Here is a 14,748-nt window from a genome sequence, read left to right on the forward strand (position 1 = left end):
TCACCGGAATCACGGACATCACGGACATCGGGGACAGCGGGGACAGCGGGGACAGCGGGGTCCTGGCGCCGACGGCGCCCGGACCCCCGAATCGGACCGCCCTCACGGGCCCGGTGCGACCGCCACGCCATCGCCCGCCATCAGGACGCCGCAAGGTCGGCCGGCACCCGGCACCCGACCGCCCGCCGGGTTGCCGGTCCCGCCGCTGACGGCCGCGTGGGCGCGACGGCCTCGACCGCCGGTGCCACGATTGGGGAGATCGGGGACTGTGCCGCGCAGGTGTCGACCGGTCCCGCCACGGCGCGCGGCGCGGTCCCGGGATGGACGGCAAGCCTGCTGCCCCATTCCCGCAACCAACCGACGACTCGTTCCCCCGCCATCGGACGTGACACAAAGTACCCCTGGACCTCGTCACACTGCCAGGCGGCGAGAGAGGTCCAGGAACGCTGCGTTTCGACCCCCTCCGCGACAATCCGTAACCGCAGCGCATGTGCCAGGGAGACCGTGGACCGCACGATCTCGGCCGCGGCCGGATCGCGGTCGAGGTCACGCAGGAAGGTCCGGTCCAGCTTCACCTCGTCGGCCGGGAGTTCGCGCAGGTACGACAGCGAACAGAACCCGGTGCCGTAGTCGTCCAGGCTGACCCGCACACCGAACCGGCGCAGCCCCGCCAGGGTTCCCTGCGCCAGCTCCCGCGCCACGATGAGGGAGTCCTCGGTGACCTCGATGACAAGCGCCGAGGGCGGGAGCCGGTGCCGGGCGAGCGCGGCCCGCACCACGCCGACGAAGGCGCGGTCGACGATGACCGACGCGGGGACGTTCACCGACACCGCGAGCGGGGCACCCCGGCCGTGCCAGCGCGCGCAGTCGGCCAGGGCCTGGTCGAGGACCTGCACGGTGAGCTTCGGCATCAACCCGGCACGTTCGATCTCCGCCAGGAAGGCGTCGGGCTGCCGCACGCCGTCGACCGGATGGCGCCAGCGGACGAGGGCCTCCACACCGCTGATCCGACCGCTGCGCAGATCCGCCTTGGGCTGGTAACTCAGTTCAATCTGGCCGGAGTCCAGCGCATGGCGCACCTCGGCCCGCAGCAGCAGGCGGGCACGGTTGATCGGTGGATGGTCGCGGGCGTAGACGGTCTGCCCGTGGCGGCCCCCCTTCGCCAGGTACATCGCCTCCTCCGCGTGACGAAAGAGCTCCAGCGCGCCACGGCCGTGCTCGGGGGCATGGGCTATCCCCACGCTCGCCTCGGGCCGCACCGGAGTTCCCGCGAGTGGAACGGGCAGTTCCAGCACCTCCCGCAACCGCCGAGCGACCTGTTCGGCCCGGGCCACGTCGGCGCCGCGCAACAGCACGGCGAACGCGTTGCCGTCCACCCGGGCGAGCAGATCCGATCCGGACAGCGCTCCGCGCAGCCGGCAACCCACCGTGGCAAGCAGGCGGTCCCCATGCTCATGCCCGAGCGCCCCGTTGACATCACGCATCCGATCGAGATCGATGAGCAGCACCGACACGGACGTCGCGCCACGCGCCCGGTGCTCACCACCCGTGAGACAACGGCTGGCGACGTCGAGGAAGTACCGTCGGCCCGGCAGCCCGGTCAGCTCATCCACCACGCCGCGCCGCGGCCACGCACGGCCCACGCCTCCCCGGGGATCCCACGGCTGGATGTCCGGGCCGGCTGAACCGGCCAGACCGTTCGCGTCGGCCGGACCGTTCGGACCCGGCCAGACCGCCGCGGCGAGGATCGCCACCGCGATCGACAACGCCGCGGCCGCGAGCACCACGCACGACAACGCGACCGGCGACGGCGCGGGCCCGCCCCATCCGCCGATGAGACAGAGCAGTCCCAGAAGCAGACCCAGCGCACCCCCCATCAGGGCGGCGACCCCCGGGACCGGCCGGACCAGCATCGACCGGGGCAACACCGACCGGAACAAAACTGACCGGACCATCGTCGCTCCACCCGCAGCGCATCCATGACCTGGACGAGCACGCGGACCGACATCGCCGGTCCGCGTGCTCCCGGGGGCAGCCGTCCCCGCCTCGACCTCGTGGCGCAACCACCGGCGGCTACCCGACGGGCGGCCCGCACCGCCGTGCCGGATCGTCGAGCCACGCCGTATCCGATCCCGCCCATTCATCGAATTCCCCCGAAGCCGATCCCGCAATGTCCTTGAGTGAGCTGCGCCCCTGGGCGAGCCGCCGCAGCCGGTCGAGGTTGGCCGCCCACGACGTCACCGCCGCCGGCATCACGCGTCTGGTTTATCCCCGCGCTATCCGAGCGTAACGTGCGCCAGTTCGCAGGGTATCCGATGCCCGACTTTCCACCGGCATCGGCCCGGTCCGTGGCCGCCGACACCGTCGTTGGCCAACCGCCGGGGAACACTAATCACCGTGAAGGGCACCGGCGAAATCCAAACCGTTGCCGCCCGGGACCACACCGTGTCCATTCCGGGATATCCCCACCAGGGGCGGAGATCGTACAGTAATCAGCTCCCTGCCCGGCACCTCAGCGGGTTCCCCGGGCATCGGACAGGTGGCGTCGAACCGAGTCGGCGCTACCACCTCAGATTCGGTGACGCGATACGCGTGGTAACGGTCTCGCACCTCGACGGGGAAGGGATCCCAACCTTCAGCTCATCGAGACGACTAAACAGTTTTCTATATGCGGTCCGATGTCCGGCAACCATGACATTCCCCAGCTCACCGGGCATGGCGGTCCCCGGAATATGTCCGGGACCCGGCGCAGGACGGTGGCGGGGACACCTTCCACAATGGCCGGCGAATGGTTTGGACCGAATCGTGGGACACACCGAATCATGGAGCACGCAGTATCGCCGGCCCCTCGCCGGCGCGTGCCGCCGGGAGTCCACCGGACCGGCAGGCCGGATGGGCGCGGGGACCACGCCGGCGGGTCACACCAGCACCCCACGCCTCACTCACCGTTACATGCAGAGGCACTTCTGTTACCCTCGATACTCATTCCGAGCCGTGGAGGCTCGTCGCCCGCCGGACCGGATGCTCTACCCGAGCGACGCAGGGGGTCCGATGAAGACCGTGGCGGTGATTGTCCACTGGGGTCCGCACCGGCCGACCGTGGAGCTTGCGAGACGGCTCGATGGCAGCCCCGTCATCGCCCAGGTGGCGGTGGTCGCGAACGACCGGTCGGACCGACCCGACCACCTGCCGGCCTCGGTCGCCTGGATCCTGCCGCCCCGCGACCTCGGTCTCGGCGGAGGCTTCCGGCTCGCCAGCCACGGCTACCCCGCCGCGCAGGCCTATCTCCTGATCGGCAACCACGTCAGGATCCCGGACCTGGCGCTGCGCGCCTGCCTGGATCTGCTGGCCGGGACGAACATCGGCGTGGTCGCGCCCACCCTGGTCGACAACGACGGTCGGCGCTCGGGCCCGGCGCGGCTAAGCCCGGTCCTGGCGGCGCCGAAGGCCCGGCGTCCCCCCGGCGACCGCCCCCTGGCTGCCGACTGGGTCGCAGGCACGATCATGTTCGTCAAGGCGGACTGCCTGCGGCGGATCCCCCTGGACGGCCGTTACTACCTCGGGTTCGAGGATGTCGACTTCTGTTACCGCGTCCGGGACGCCGGATGGAGCGTCGTGGTCAGTCCGCACCGTGCACAGCGCGTCGGGAGCACGACCGTCCCCCGGCATGGCGACGCCTACTACGGGGTGCGCAACCGGCTCTGGTTCGCCCGGGTCCGCGGATGGCGGACCCGGGCCGCCTTGATCGCTCTGGCGACGGCGGTCGTCGTGCTACCCCGCGCCGTCGCGCTGGACATGCTCCTCGGGCACGGCACCCGGACCTCGGCCCTCGTCCTCCACGGCCTGCTGGACGGTCTCTCGATGCTCCCCCCGCCGGGAGAGGCACGTGACGACGAGCCGCGCGCCGCTCACTGGACAAGCTGGCCGTAGTCGGGCTGGTCACCAGACGGCGCGGACCGTTGCCGCACCACGGCAACGCCGGACGCGCCGATCCGGCACGTCACCTGTGGCGCCGCGAGGAACAGCGCCTGCCAGGCGAACATGTTCGGCCACCGGTCCAGCACGCGGCGATCCCACCGCCGCACCAGGTCCCCGGGGAGCAGCTCACGGGTGCGCCACCACGGCAGACCACCGGTGGTGGCGGTGGCGACGATGCGCAGTCCGTTGTCCTCCAACAGCCGCCGGGCCGAGTCGACGGTGTAGAACCGCAGGTGGGTAGCGTCCATGAGACCGGTCTCGGTGTACTCAAACCGACCCCGCAGGAACAGTGCGCGCTGCCGGTAGTGCAGCACGTTCGGCAGCGCCACCAGGACCCGGCCGCCGGGTGCCAGCGCCCGCCGGGCCTCTACGAGCAACGGCACCGGATCCGCCAGGTGCTCGAGGATGTGGGAAAGCAGCACGAGCTGGTGACTTCCGTCGGGGACGAAGGGCAGCCCGGCGTTCAGATCGGCGAGTTCGACGTGGTCGCACTCGGCCGTGGCGGCGGCCCGCTCGGACGGATCAATCGTCACCCCCGTCACCCGCCAGCCCCGGGCCCGCAGCAGCCGCGCGTTGTCCCCGGCTCCGCACCCACAATCCAGCGCCTTACCCGCCGGTATGTCGATCAGATCGAGGAGAGACGGGTTACCACCGTTGCGGTACCGCAGATCGGCTTCCATACACGACCCCTTGTCGCCATCATCGGAGAAGCTACAGGCAGTCAAGAGAACTCGAAACGTTACTATGACACGCTTCGCAACACAGGACTAGCACCTGGAGAGACATTAAAATCGCTCTCCGTGCAGATCTCGCGTCGATCCACCGCCCCGACCGCCTCCCTCACCGATCGACCCGCCCGGGTTCTGCTGCTGAGCAGTTCCCGCGGCCTCGGTGGCGGGATCGAGCGTTATCTCTCGACGATCGAAGAGACACTGCGGGCCGGTGGGGCCGATCTCCTGCGGGTCGACATGCTGGAGCCAGGCGTCGAGCTGACCCCGGCGATCAGGGCGCGCTTCACATCGCGCGCGCTCGCCGCGGCGCGCCGCTTCGGCCAGGCCGACAGCGTGGTCGCCGGGCACGCCAACCTCATCCCTGTCGCGGCGGCGGCCGTCCGACTGTCCCGGGCCCGTCTCGGCCCGGTGCTGCTCTACGGCACCGACATCTGGGGCATGCGCCGCACCGACCGCGCGATCCTGCGCGCCGACCCGCTCCTGCGCCCGGTCACGATCAGTTCCTACAGCGCCGGCGCGCTGTCGACGCTGGGTCTGGCGCCCATCCTCCGGCCGGGCATCTCACCGACGTGGCGGGCGACCCTGCTGGCCGAGGCGAACCGCCGCCGGCCGTTGTCCCCCGTACCGACCATGCTGAGCGTGTTCCGGCTCAGTGACTGGGTGGGCAAGGGTGCGGGGGTCCTGCTGGAGGCCGTGGAGTCCGTCCGGGCCACCCTCGGCCCGGTCCGGCTGGTGTTCGCCGGGCAGGGCCCGGCACCCGGGGCCCTGCATGAGCTGGTGTCCGCGCACCCCGACACCGAGCTGCACGAGTCCCCGACCGACGACGCGTTGGCACGCCTCTACGCCACCGCCGACCTGTTCGCGCTGTGCACCCGCACCCGCTCGCGCGGGCCACGGATCAGCGGCGAGGGCTACGGCATCGTGCTGCTCGAGGCGCAGCTCGCCGGGTGCGCGGTGGTCGGACCCGCCTCAGGCGGTAGCCACGACGCCTACCAGGACGGCGTGACCGGGCAGACGCCGATGGACGAGTCGGCGCAGGCGCTGGCGGACGTCCTGCACGGCATGCTCGCCGACCGAGCGCGACTGGCCCGCGTCGGCCGGCGCGCCGCGGAGTGGGCCGAGGCCGCCACTCGGCCCGACGACTACCTCCGCACGGTTTTCACCGCCCTGACCGGACGGCTACCGACCAGCGAGGGCCGGGACATCCCGGTCCAGCCCACGGGCACCGGAACTCGGCGGGGGGCGCCACGGGCCGATGCTCCCACCGGATCGGCGTGACTCCCGGATCCGGATTACGAATATCAAATACCGACCAGAGACAACCATAACGCCATCGGCAGCCAACAGCCGGAAATGGTTGCCGGTCGCTCCTACTCCAGGTAGTCGCGCAGCTTCTGCGACCGGGAGGGATGCCGAAGCTTGGACAGCGTCTTCGACTCGATCTGGCGGATGCGCTCCCGGGTGACCCCGAACTCGCGCCCGACCTCCTCCAACGTACGCGGGTGCCCGTCAGTGAGCCCGAAGCGCAGCTGGATGACCTTCTTCTCCCGGTCGGACAGGGTGTGCAGGACCGAGTCGAGCTGCTCCTGAAGCAGGATGAAGCTGGCCGCGTCGACCGGGACGACGGCGTCGCAGTCCTCGATGAAGTCGCCGAGGTGGGAGTCCTCCTCCTCACCGATGGGGGTCTCCAGCGACACCGGCTCCTGTGAGACCTTGAGGATCTCACGCACCTTGTCCGGGGTGAGATCCATCTCCTTGGCGATCTCCTCCGGACTCGGCTCCCGGCCGAGGTCCTGCAGGAGCTGCCGCTGGATGCGGATCAGCTTGTTGATGGTCTCGACCATGTGCACCGGGATGCGGATGGTGCGTGCCTGGTCGGCGATGGCCCGCGTGATCGCCTGCCGGATCCACCAGGTGGCGTAGGTCGAGAACTTGTAGCCCTTGGTGTAGTCGAACTTCTCGACCGCCCGGATCAGGCCGAGGTTGCCCTCCTGGATGAGGTCCAGGAACAGCATGCCGCGCCCGACGTACCGCTTGGCGATCGAGACGACGAGACGCAGGTTCGCCTCGACCAGCTTGCGCTTGGCGATCTGCCCGTCGCGTTCGATGGCCTCGAGGTCCCGCCGCATCTGCGGGGAAGTTTTCTTGGTGGCCACCGCCAGCTTCTCGGATGCGAACAGCCCCGCCTCGATCCGCTTGGCGAGATCAACCTCCTCCTCGGCGGTGAGCAGGGGGACCTTGCCGATCTCCTTGAGGTACATGCGCACCGGGTCGGAGGTCGGCGCCTTGAGGGCGAGCTCCTCCTCCTCGCGGCGACGGCGGGCCAGCAGATCCTCCTCGTCGGGGCTCTCACCTCCCGCCTCGAGTACCTCGATGCCCTCGTCGTTCAGCACCTGCAGCACCGTCTCGGCCTGCTCCGGGGGCAGCTCCGCGGCCTGGATGGCGACCGTGACATCCTCGGTGGTGAGGAACCCGATCTCCTTGCCCCGGGTGATGAGGTCCTTGACCTCGTCCACCTGGGCTTCGCGGGGTAGGACGGTAGGACTCATGGGCGGAATCTCGTCACTTCCTTCTCGGGATCGACCCAGGTTACGCGGCACCTACGCCCCGCTCCCGGAGTTGATGCTTGTGCTGCTCCAAAGCGATCAGCTCGCCGAATGCACGACGAAGGGCCTCGGCGTCGGTCACCCCGTTGAGCCGCTGCACACGCGACTTCAGGTCCGTGATCCGACGGGTCACATGCAACTCCTGTACCCGCGACATCTGTTCGTCGACATAACGATCATCCACATCGTGGTCGCACAGCACCCTCTCCACTGCAAGGGCAGTGACGAAGCGTCGCAGCTCCTCCTCCGAAGCCGCCGCGGTCAGCTCGGTCACCCAGGTGGTGACCTCACCGGACCGCGCCAGCCCCGCGCACACCCCACCGGCCTCGGCGATGAGGTCACGGACGGCACGGTGCGCGGGAACAGTGAACATCTCCGGAGCCAGCGTGTCGAACATCGAGCCCGCCAGCCCGGGATACTGAACGGCCAGCTTGAGCGCCTCACGCTCCACGATGACCGCCGCGTCATCGGCCCCCGCCCCGCGCCGACGCATCGGCGCGGAACGGGCACCAGCCCGCTCGCTCCCCTGCCTCGACCGGTGCTCGGCCACCCGGCCCACCACGAACCGCTCGTCGAGGAAACCCAGCCAGCGGTCCAGGTTCACCGCGTACCGGTGCCGCAACGCGGCGTCCTTGAGCCGGTTGACCAGCGGCGCGGCGGCGTCCAAGGCGGCGAGCCGGCCCTCGGTGGTGTTGAGGTCGTAGCGGTCGAGCACCCCGCGGATCGCGAACTCGACCAGCGGCACCCGGCTGGCCACCAGATCCCGCACGGCGCCGTCGCCGCCGCTCATCCACAGCTCGCAGGGGTCGCGGCCGGAGGGCTCCACCGCCACGAAGGTCTGGGTGGCGAAGCGCTCCTCGTGCTCGAAGGCGCGTAGCGCCGCCTTCTGCCCGGCCGCGTCGCCGTCGAACGTGAAAATCACTTCACCGCGACGCTCGTCGGAGTCCATGAGCAGCCGGCGGACCACCGCGACGTGCTCGGAGCCGAAGGCGGTGCCACAGGTCGCCACGGCCGTGGTGACCCCGGCGAGATGGCAGGCCATGACGTCGGTATAGCCTTCGACCACCACGACCTGGTAGCGGCGGGCGATGTCACGACGGGCGAGGTCGGCGCCGTAGAGCAGGTTCGCCTTCTTGAACAACGGCGTGTCCGGCGTGTTGAGGTACTTCGGCCCGGCGTTCGGGGCGCCGTCCTCGGCGAGGCGCCGCCCACCGAAGCCGACCACCTCACCGGCGAGATCCCTGATCGGCCACATCAGCCGATGATGGAAACGGTCGATCAGGCCCCCGCGGGCGCCCTGTTTGGCCAGCCCCCCGAGCACCAGCTCCTCCCCGGTGAAGCGCCGGGCGAGCAGATGCCGGGTGAGGGTGTCCCAGCCGGTCGGGGCGTAGCCGACCTCGAAGCGCGCCGCCGCGGTGGGATCGAATCCCCGCGCAGCGAGGAAGTCCCAGCCTGCGCGCGCGGAGGCCTGCGACTCTAGCTGCTCGGCGTAGAACTCGGCGGCCACCCGGTGCGCCTCCAGCAGCCGCTGCCGCTGGCTGGACACCGTACGGTCGGTGGTCCCACCGCCCTCGTAGGTCAGCGCCACCCCGGCCCGGCGCGCCAGGCGCTCCGCCGCCTCCCGGAAGGTCAGCCCGTCGATCTCCCGCACGAAGGAGTAGACGTCGCCACCCTGCTGGCATCCGAAACAGTGGAACAGGCCGGTTGCCGCATTGACGTAGAAGGAGGGTGACTTCTCGTCATGGAACGGGCACAGCCCGACGAGCTCGTTACGCCCCGCCGGACGCAGTTGTACGTGCTCGGCCACGACGTCCGCAATCGGCGAGCGCTCCCGGACCAGGGCGACGTCGGCGTCACGGATTCGTCCCCCCACCCGTCCCTCCCAAGTCCGCGTCGAGACTCTGCGGGTACCCGAACGAGAGGTAGCTCGCCCGGGGCAGAGCGCCCGTCAATATGTTTGCCACGTCCATTCCCGCCGGATCGATGCCAGGACCACCACCCGCCGGCCTACCCGGCCTGTCGACGAGTGACGCGGCGCCCCTCACATCGGTCCTACCGCTGCGATGGTACGTGTCGTAAGCACGACAGTACCGATCATGCCACGTGAATGTTGGGGACAGGGGCCGTGACGTGCATGCCGAGCTGCGATGTCGGGCCGCGGAGCGCGCGCCGGCTCGCTCCCCCAACCGAGGGAGCGAGTGTCCCCCCGAACGGGGGAACACCCGAAACACCGTCGGGACATCGGGCCAGCGGTGGAAACCCACCGGACCCACCACGCACCGGGTCCCCCGCACACCGGCGTCCCCCGCACACCGGGCTCGTGGCTCACAGGACCCGCGGCGCCGGTCGTCCACACAGCAGCGCATACCGCCGCTCGGCGCTGGCGTCGGTCAGACGCGCCACCTGGTCGATGACGACCCGTAGCCGTGCCGCATCGTCAGCGGCCATGCGGTAGGCCGCGCGCAACGACGGCTCGAGCACGTCCGGCGCGCCCCGGGAGAGCATCGCCACGAGCTCCGCGACCACCTCCCGCTGCCGGGACTGCCGGGCGCGGGCACCCGGCCGCTCCAGCACATACCAGGCGGTGACCCCCTTGAGCGCCGCGCACTCGGCCACGGTGTCCGGATCCACCACCAGATCCGCGCCATAGCGCCACAGCGGACCGTCGGGATGGCACGCCCGGGTGGCACGGACCGCGCTGTGCGCGAACCGGGCGATGAGCTCGCTGGTCATCGCCCGCAGGGCGGCCTGGCCCCGGGCCGAGGTGATCTCGGAGCGGACCCACCAGGGCTGGGACCGCAGGGTGCCCAGGGCTGCCGCCACTGCCTCGGCGGACGGCCCCGGGTAGCGGACGGCGGTCGCGGCGGCGAGCTCCGCCCGGCGGCCGGAATCGTCGAGGGCGGCCAGATCGATGTGTCCGGCAACGACCCCGTCCTCAAGGTCGTGCACCGAATAGGCCACGTCGTCCGCCCAGTCCATGATCTGCGTCTCGACACAGCGCCGGGCGGCCGGTGCGCCCTCCCGGACCCAGCGGAGCACGGACAGGTCGTCGGCGTAGGCGCCGAACTTCGCGCTGTCCGCCCGGGGCCCAGGGCTGCGCGGCCACGGGTACTTCGTCGCCGCGTCCAGGGTCGCCCGGGTAAGGTTCAGGCCCGCGCTGCGACCGTCACAGTCGACGATCTTGACTTCGAGCCTGGTCAGCTCGCGCAGGCTCTGGGCGTTGCCCTCGAAGCCACCGCAGGCGGCTGCGGCCTCGTCAAGCGCCAGCTCGCCGTTATGCCCGAAAGGGGGATGACCCAGATCATGCGCGAGGCACGCCGCCTCGACCAGGTCGGGGTCCGCGCCCAGTTCCTCGGCGAGCTCCCGGCCCACCTGGGCGGTCTCCAGGGAGTGGGTCAGCCGGGTACGCGGGAAGTCGTCGTCGAGCGGGCCCACGACCTGGGTTTTTCCCGCCAGCCTGCGCAGCGCGCTGGAGTGCAGCACCCGGGCTCGGTCCCGGGCGAAGGGACGGCGCTGAGCCGGTGTGGCCTTCGGGCGTTCCACGACCCGACGGGCCGTGTCCGAGGTGTCATACCACTCACTGACCACGAGTTTGAGAGTATCGGCGCGATTCCGCGACCTCCATCGAGCTCAGCGGCGATACTTTGTGCGCACCCTTCCCCGAATCGGCCCGGAGGCCTGCCGTGGACAAGATCATTAGGTATGGGGCGATCGCGTTCCTCATCTTCTTCGTGGTGACCGCGCCCAACAGCGCGGCCAGTATCGTCGGCCGCGCCTTCGACTGGCTGCAGTCCGTCGGTAACGGGGTGTCCCAGTTCGTAACCGATACCGCTCTGTAATGGCTACCCGGCCACTCTTGATGTCTGGGACACTGCCGGCGTGGTGAGACTCCAGCTTCCGGACCTGGCTCAGCGCGACACCAAGTACCTCGCATCCCAGGAGCGCCTGGTGATGATGGTGCGGTTGCACTGGGCGGTCCTGCTGCCCATCTTCCTGCAGACTGTCGGGGCCGTGCTGCTCGCGCTCGTGGCGAACATCCTGTTCGCCTCACAGGACGTCGACGCCGGCATCATCACCACGCTGCTGTGGTACTTCGCCCTCTTCATGATCTTGAGGATGCTGTGGAGGGTCGCCGACTGGCAGTTCGAGCACCTTATGATCACCGACAAACGGCTCCTGAAGGTGTCCGGGATCTTTTTCCGCAAGGTCCAGACGATGCCACTTTCCAAGATCACAGATCTCACGTACAACCGGGATCCGCTTGGCCGGTTGCTCGGGTACGGCGAGTTCGTCGTGGAGTCCGCCGGCCAGGACCAGGCACTTTCCAAGATCCAGTTCCTGCCGCGTCCAGACCGGCTCTACCTCACCCTGGTCGACATGACCTTCGGTGGAGCACCCGCCCCAGCCGGAGACGACTGAGGGACGGCCCGGACTGAGGGACATCCGGTGGGACCGGGGGAGATCCCCCGGTCCCACCGGATGTCCCAGCCCCGTGCCTTCTCGGCCGCCGGCCCTGGACGGGTCAGCGCAGCAGGTCGCGGGCGGCCTCGACGATGTGCCTCGCGGAGATGCCGGCCGCGTCCAGGAGCTCCTGAGACGTCCCGGAACCCGGCAGCGACCGCACCGCGAGATGACGGACCGACAGCGGCACGCCGCCGTCGCTGAGCGCTTCCAGCACCGCGCTGGCCAGTCCACCCTCTGGGTAGTGATCCTCGGTGACGACGATGCGCCCGCCGGTGGCCTGGGCGGCGTCGGCGAGCGTCGCCGCGTCGACCGGCTTCACGGAATACAGGTCGATCACGCGGGCCGCGGTCCCCTCGGCCACGAGTGTGTCCGCCGCGGCCAGCGACTCGTGCAGGGTGACACCGGCACCGATGAGCGTGACGGTGTCGGCATTCGATCGGCGGAGCACCTTGGAACCACCGGGGGCAAACGGCTCGTCCGGGCCATAGAGCACGGGGTAGGCGCCACGGGTGGTGCGCAGGTAGCTGACCCCGGGCAGATTCGCCATCGTCTCGACGAGCTTCGCGGCGGACGTCGCGTCGCTCGGGTAGAGCACCGTCGAGCCGCCGACCGCCCGCATCATGGCGAGGTCCTCGAGCGCCATCTGCGACGGCCCGTCGGCGCCGATCTCGACTCCCGCGTGGCTGCCGGACAGCCGGATGTCGGCCTGGGAGATCGCCGCCATCCGGATGAAGTCGTAGGCCCGGGAGAAGAACGCCGCGAACGTGGAGGCGAAAGGCACGTAGCCACGCACCGACAGCCCGACCGCCGCCGCGACGAGCTGCTGCTCGGCGATGAAGATCTCGAAGAAGCGGTCCGGGTAGATCTTGGCGAAGTCCTCGGAGTAGGTCGAGTTGCTGACCTCCGCGTCGAGCGCCACCACGTCGGTGCGGGCTCCGAGCGCGGCGAGCGCCTGGCCGTAGGCGCGCCGAGTCGCCACCTTGGCGCCGAGATCGTAGGTGGGCAGTGTGATGACGGGCCGCTCGACCGGCGCCGGTCGGGGGAGGCCCGCGGGCGGCACCGGACCGCGAACCCGCAGGTCGCGCAGGCCGCCGAGCTCGGCGATGGCGCGGTCGGCCATGTCGGCGGGGAACGGCTTGCCGTGCCAGCCCTCGACGTCCGCGGTCTCGGAGAAGCCCTCGCCCTTGCGGGTGCGGGCGAGGATGACGGTCGGCCGGGTGACGTCCTCGGCGTCGGCGAGCACCGCGTCGATCGCGGCGATGTCGTGGCCGTCAACGACGACCGCGCGAGCGCCGAAGGACTCCACCCGCCTGGCGTAGGTGTCGAGGTCCCAGCCGAGCTCGGTCGGGCCGCGCTGGCCGAGCCGGTTGACGTCGACGATCGCGATGAGGTTGGAGAGGTTGTAGTAGGAGGCCTTGTCCAGTGCCTCCCAGACCGAGCCCTCCGCCATCTCGCTGTCACCGCAGATCACCCAGACCCGGTAGGGCACCTTGTCCAGGTACTTACCGGCGAGCGCGACGCCCACGCCGTCGGGCAGGCCCTGCCCGAGCGACCCGGTCGCGACGTCGACCCACGGCAGGACAGGCGTCGGGTGGCCCTGAAGCCGCTCACCGAAACGGCGGTAGCCATTGATCAACTCGTCGTCACCGACGACCCCGACCGCCTTGAAGATGGAGTAGATCAGCGGGGATGCGTGCCCCTTCGAAAAGATCAGATGATCGTTCGCCGGGTCCGCCGGGTTGTCCCAGTCGTACCGAAGGTGGCGCGCGACGAGAACCGCCAGCACGTCCGCGGCCGACATCGACGAGGTGGGATGCCCGGAACCCGCCGAGGTGCTGCTGCGCACCGAGTCGACCCGCAGTTGCTGCGCGAGTTCCCGAACCGTCTCCAGGTCGGCCGTCCCGACCGTGCTCTCGGATACGGGAGTTGCCACACCAGTCTCCTTACAGTGTCGTTCCACACCCGGAAGGTAATCTCCGGAGGGTTCTCTCGCGCCGCGGGCAGCCGACTCCGCCGCTTTGCCTCACTACCACGTGTCGCACTACCCCCTCACCCGGCGATCCGAACCGTATCAGCGGCGGCCGACGGCAAAGAGAGCCGAAGTGGGCCTTGGTATGTCAGAGGCGTCACGGGTTCGTATCCGCTGCTGCCGACGAGCGTCGACCCGGTGTCAGACGGCCCGGGTGGTCGCCGAAGGTGGTGATGCCTGGCGGAAGAGCTGGTACCACCGGTAACCGATCCCCTCGCGGATGATGTACCGGACCTGCGTGCCGAAGCCGTGGACGGCCGGCCCCCGGTCGGCCGGGGAGGTGACGGCGTCAACACCGAGGTCACGGGCCATCGTCCGAGAACGCAGGCTGTGCCAGGGATCGGTGACCAGCACGGCGGTGTGCCAGTGCCGCGAGTTCATCAACCCGGCTACGGCGGTCAGCGATCCGAGCGTGTTCGAACCCTCGGGTAGGACGAGCACCCGATCCGGGGGGATACCCCGCTGCCGCAGATAGGTCGCGCTGGCCTCGCCCTCGGTGTAACGGTCGCCCGGCTGCTTCCCACCGACTGTGATCACCTGAGGGGCGATTCCCTCCCGGTAGAGCTCCAGCACGTGGTCGAGACGGGCGGCGAGGACCGCCGAGGGACGCCCGTCGTACTGCGAAGCACCGAGCACCACGAGGACGTCGGACCGGGGCCGGTGATCCTCCCTGCCCACCCCCCAGACCTGCAGAAACGTCACCACGGCGAGAACCATGATGCCGAGGAGGACAGCCGCCACCGCCCGCATCATCCAACGCCACCATGGCACGCGGTACCAGGTCACGCGAAACGGGTTGACGATGAGACGAGGACGGGACAGGCCCACACGAACGAACAGTAGCGTCCCTATGGGCACACGACCGACATCACAGGGCAACTGCCCCCTTCATCCGCCCAGCCCCGATCGGGATCCCGGCCCGGAAAGGGCAGGAAACGAG

The 14,748-nt window shown here is 70.0% G+C and carries 12 protein-coding genes; 4 read left to right on the forward strand and 8 right to left on the reverse strand.

The features are described 5' to 3' along the window. Positions 1-140 precede the first annotated feature (140 nt). Positions 141-1,955: a putative bifunctional diguanylate cyclase/phosphodiesterase gene (locus tag AC08OO_RS03250; protein ID WP_476608974.1), complete on the reverse strand. Its 1,815-nt coding sequence runs from the start codon at positions 1,953-1,955 to the stop codon at positions 141-143. 606 nt (positions 1,956-2,561) lie between these two features. Beyond that, entirely contained in the window at positions 2,562-2,717 is a 156-nt protein-coding gene (locus AC08OO_RS03255) for a sortase domain-containing protein (protein WP_476608973.1), read from the reverse strand. A gap of 334 nt (positions 2,718-3,051) precedes the next feature. Here AC08OO_RS03255 and AC08OO_RS03260 point away from each other — a divergent pair, with 334 nt between their 5' ends. Further along, positions 3,052-3,930 carry a glycosyltransferase family 2 protein gene (locus AC08OO_RS03260; protein ID WP_476606114.1) on the forward strand — a complete coding sequence of 293 codons (879 nt, stop codon included), beginning with the start codon at positions 3,052-3,054 and terminating at the stop codon, positions 3,928-3,930. Here the strand turns inward: AC08OO_RS03260 and AC08OO_RS03265 are convergent. After that, entirely contained in the window at positions 3,909-4,658 is a 750-nt protein-coding gene (locus AC08OO_RS03265; RefSeq protein ID WP_476608972.1) for a class I SAM-dependent methyltransferase, read from the reverse strand. The two genes, AC08OO_RS03260 and AC08OO_RS03265, sit on opposite strands and share 22 nt — an antisense overlap. A gap of 120 nt (positions 4,659-4,778) precedes the next feature. On the opposite strand from AC08OO_RS03265, the gene AC08OO_RS03270 reads away from it, so the two are divergent. Continuing rightward, positions 4,779-5,987 carry a glycosyltransferase family 4 protein gene (locus tag AC08OO_RS03270; protein ID WP_476608971.1) on the forward strand — a complete coding sequence of 403 codons (1,209 nt, stop codon included), beginning with the start codon at positions 4,779-4,781 and terminating at the stop codon, positions 5,985-5,987. A 92-nt stretch (positions 5,988-6,079) separates the two neighbouring features. On the opposite strand, the gene AC08OO_RS03275 is transcribed toward AC08OO_RS03270, so the two are convergent. From AC08OO_RS03275 to AC08OO_RS03285, 3 genes are all read right to left on the reverse strand, one after another. Then, the gene (locus AC08OO_RS03275; protein ID WP_476606117.1) at positions 6,080-7,258 is read right to left on the reverse strand and encodes an RNA polymerase sigma factor; all 1,179 of its coding nucleotides are present in this window, start codon (positions 7,256-7,258) and stop codon (positions 6,080-6,082) included. A gap of 40 nt (positions 7,259-7,298) precedes the next feature. Beyond that, positions 7,299-9,188 carry a DNA primase gene (gene dnaG, locus AC08OO_RS03280; RefSeq protein WP_476608970.1) on the reverse strand — a complete coding sequence of 630 codons (1,890 nt, stop codon included), beginning with the start codon at positions 9,186-9,188 and terminating at the stop codon, positions 7,299-7,301. Positions 9,189-9,640: 452 nt separating this feature from the next. Beyond that, positions 9,641-10,903 carry a deoxyguanosinetriphosphate triphosphohydrolase gene (locus AC08OO_RS03285; RefSeq protein ID WP_476608969.1) on the reverse strand — a complete coding sequence of 421 codons (1,263 nt, stop codon included), beginning with the start codon at positions 10,901-10,903 and terminating at the stop codon, positions 9,641-9,643. 95 nt (positions 10,904-10,998) lie between these two features. Between AC08OO_RS03285 and AC08OO_RS03290 the strand changes: the two genes are divergently transcribed. After that, the gene (locus tag AC08OO_RS03290) at positions 10,999-11,154 is read left to right on the forward strand and encodes a hypothetical protein (RefSeq protein ID WP_011435724.1); all 156 of its coding nucleotides are present in this window, start codon (positions 10,999-11,001) and stop codon (positions 11,152-11,154) included. 40 nt (positions 11,155-11,194) lie between these two features. Then, entirely contained in the window at positions 11,195-11,734 is a 540-nt protein-coding gene (locus AC08OO_RS03295) for a PH domain-containing protein (RefSeq protein ID WP_011435723.1), read from the forward strand. A 103-nt stretch (positions 11,735-11,837) separates the two neighbouring features. Here AC08OO_RS03295 and AC08OO_RS03300 read toward each other — a convergent pair whose 3' ends face one another. Next, positions 11,838-13,712, reverse strand: a complete 1,875-nt coding sequence (locus AC08OO_RS03300) for a transketolase (protein WP_476608968.1) — start codon at positions 13,710-13,712, stop codon at positions 11,838-11,840. A gap of 237 nt (positions 13,713-13,949) precedes the next feature. After that, positions 13,950-14,636, reverse strand: a complete 687-nt coding sequence (locus tag AC08OO_RS03305) for a YdcF family protein (protein ID WP_476608986.1) — start codon at positions 14,634-14,636, stop codon at positions 13,950-13,952. Positions 14,637-14,748: the final 112 nt, after the last annotated feature.

This window comes from Frankia sp. CeCAU1 (assembly GCF_977971845.1).

Excerpts from the sequence above, each read along its gene's own strand:
- AC08OO_RS03250 (WP_476608974.1), bottom strand. The coding sequence starts at position 1,955 with ATGGTCCGGTCAGTTTTGTTCCGGTCGGTGTTGCCCCGGTCGATGCTG.
- AC08OO_RS03255 (WP_476608973.1), bottom strand. The coding sequence starts at position 2,717 with ATGCCCGGTGAGCTGGGGAATGTCATGGTTGCCGGACATCGGACCGCA.
- AC08OO_RS03260 (WP_476606114.1), top strand. The coding sequence starts at position 3,052 with ATGAAGACCGTGGCGGTGATTGTCCACTGGGGTCCGCACCGGCCGACC.
- AC08OO_RS03265 (WP_476608972.1), bottom strand. The coding sequence starts at position 4,658 with ATGGAAGCCGATCTGCGGTACCGCAACGGTGGTAACCCGTCTCTCCTC.
- AC08OO_RS03275 (WP_476606117.1), bottom strand. The coding sequence starts at position 7,258 with ATGAGTCCTACCGTCCTACCCCGCGAAGCCCAGGTGGACGAGGTCAAG.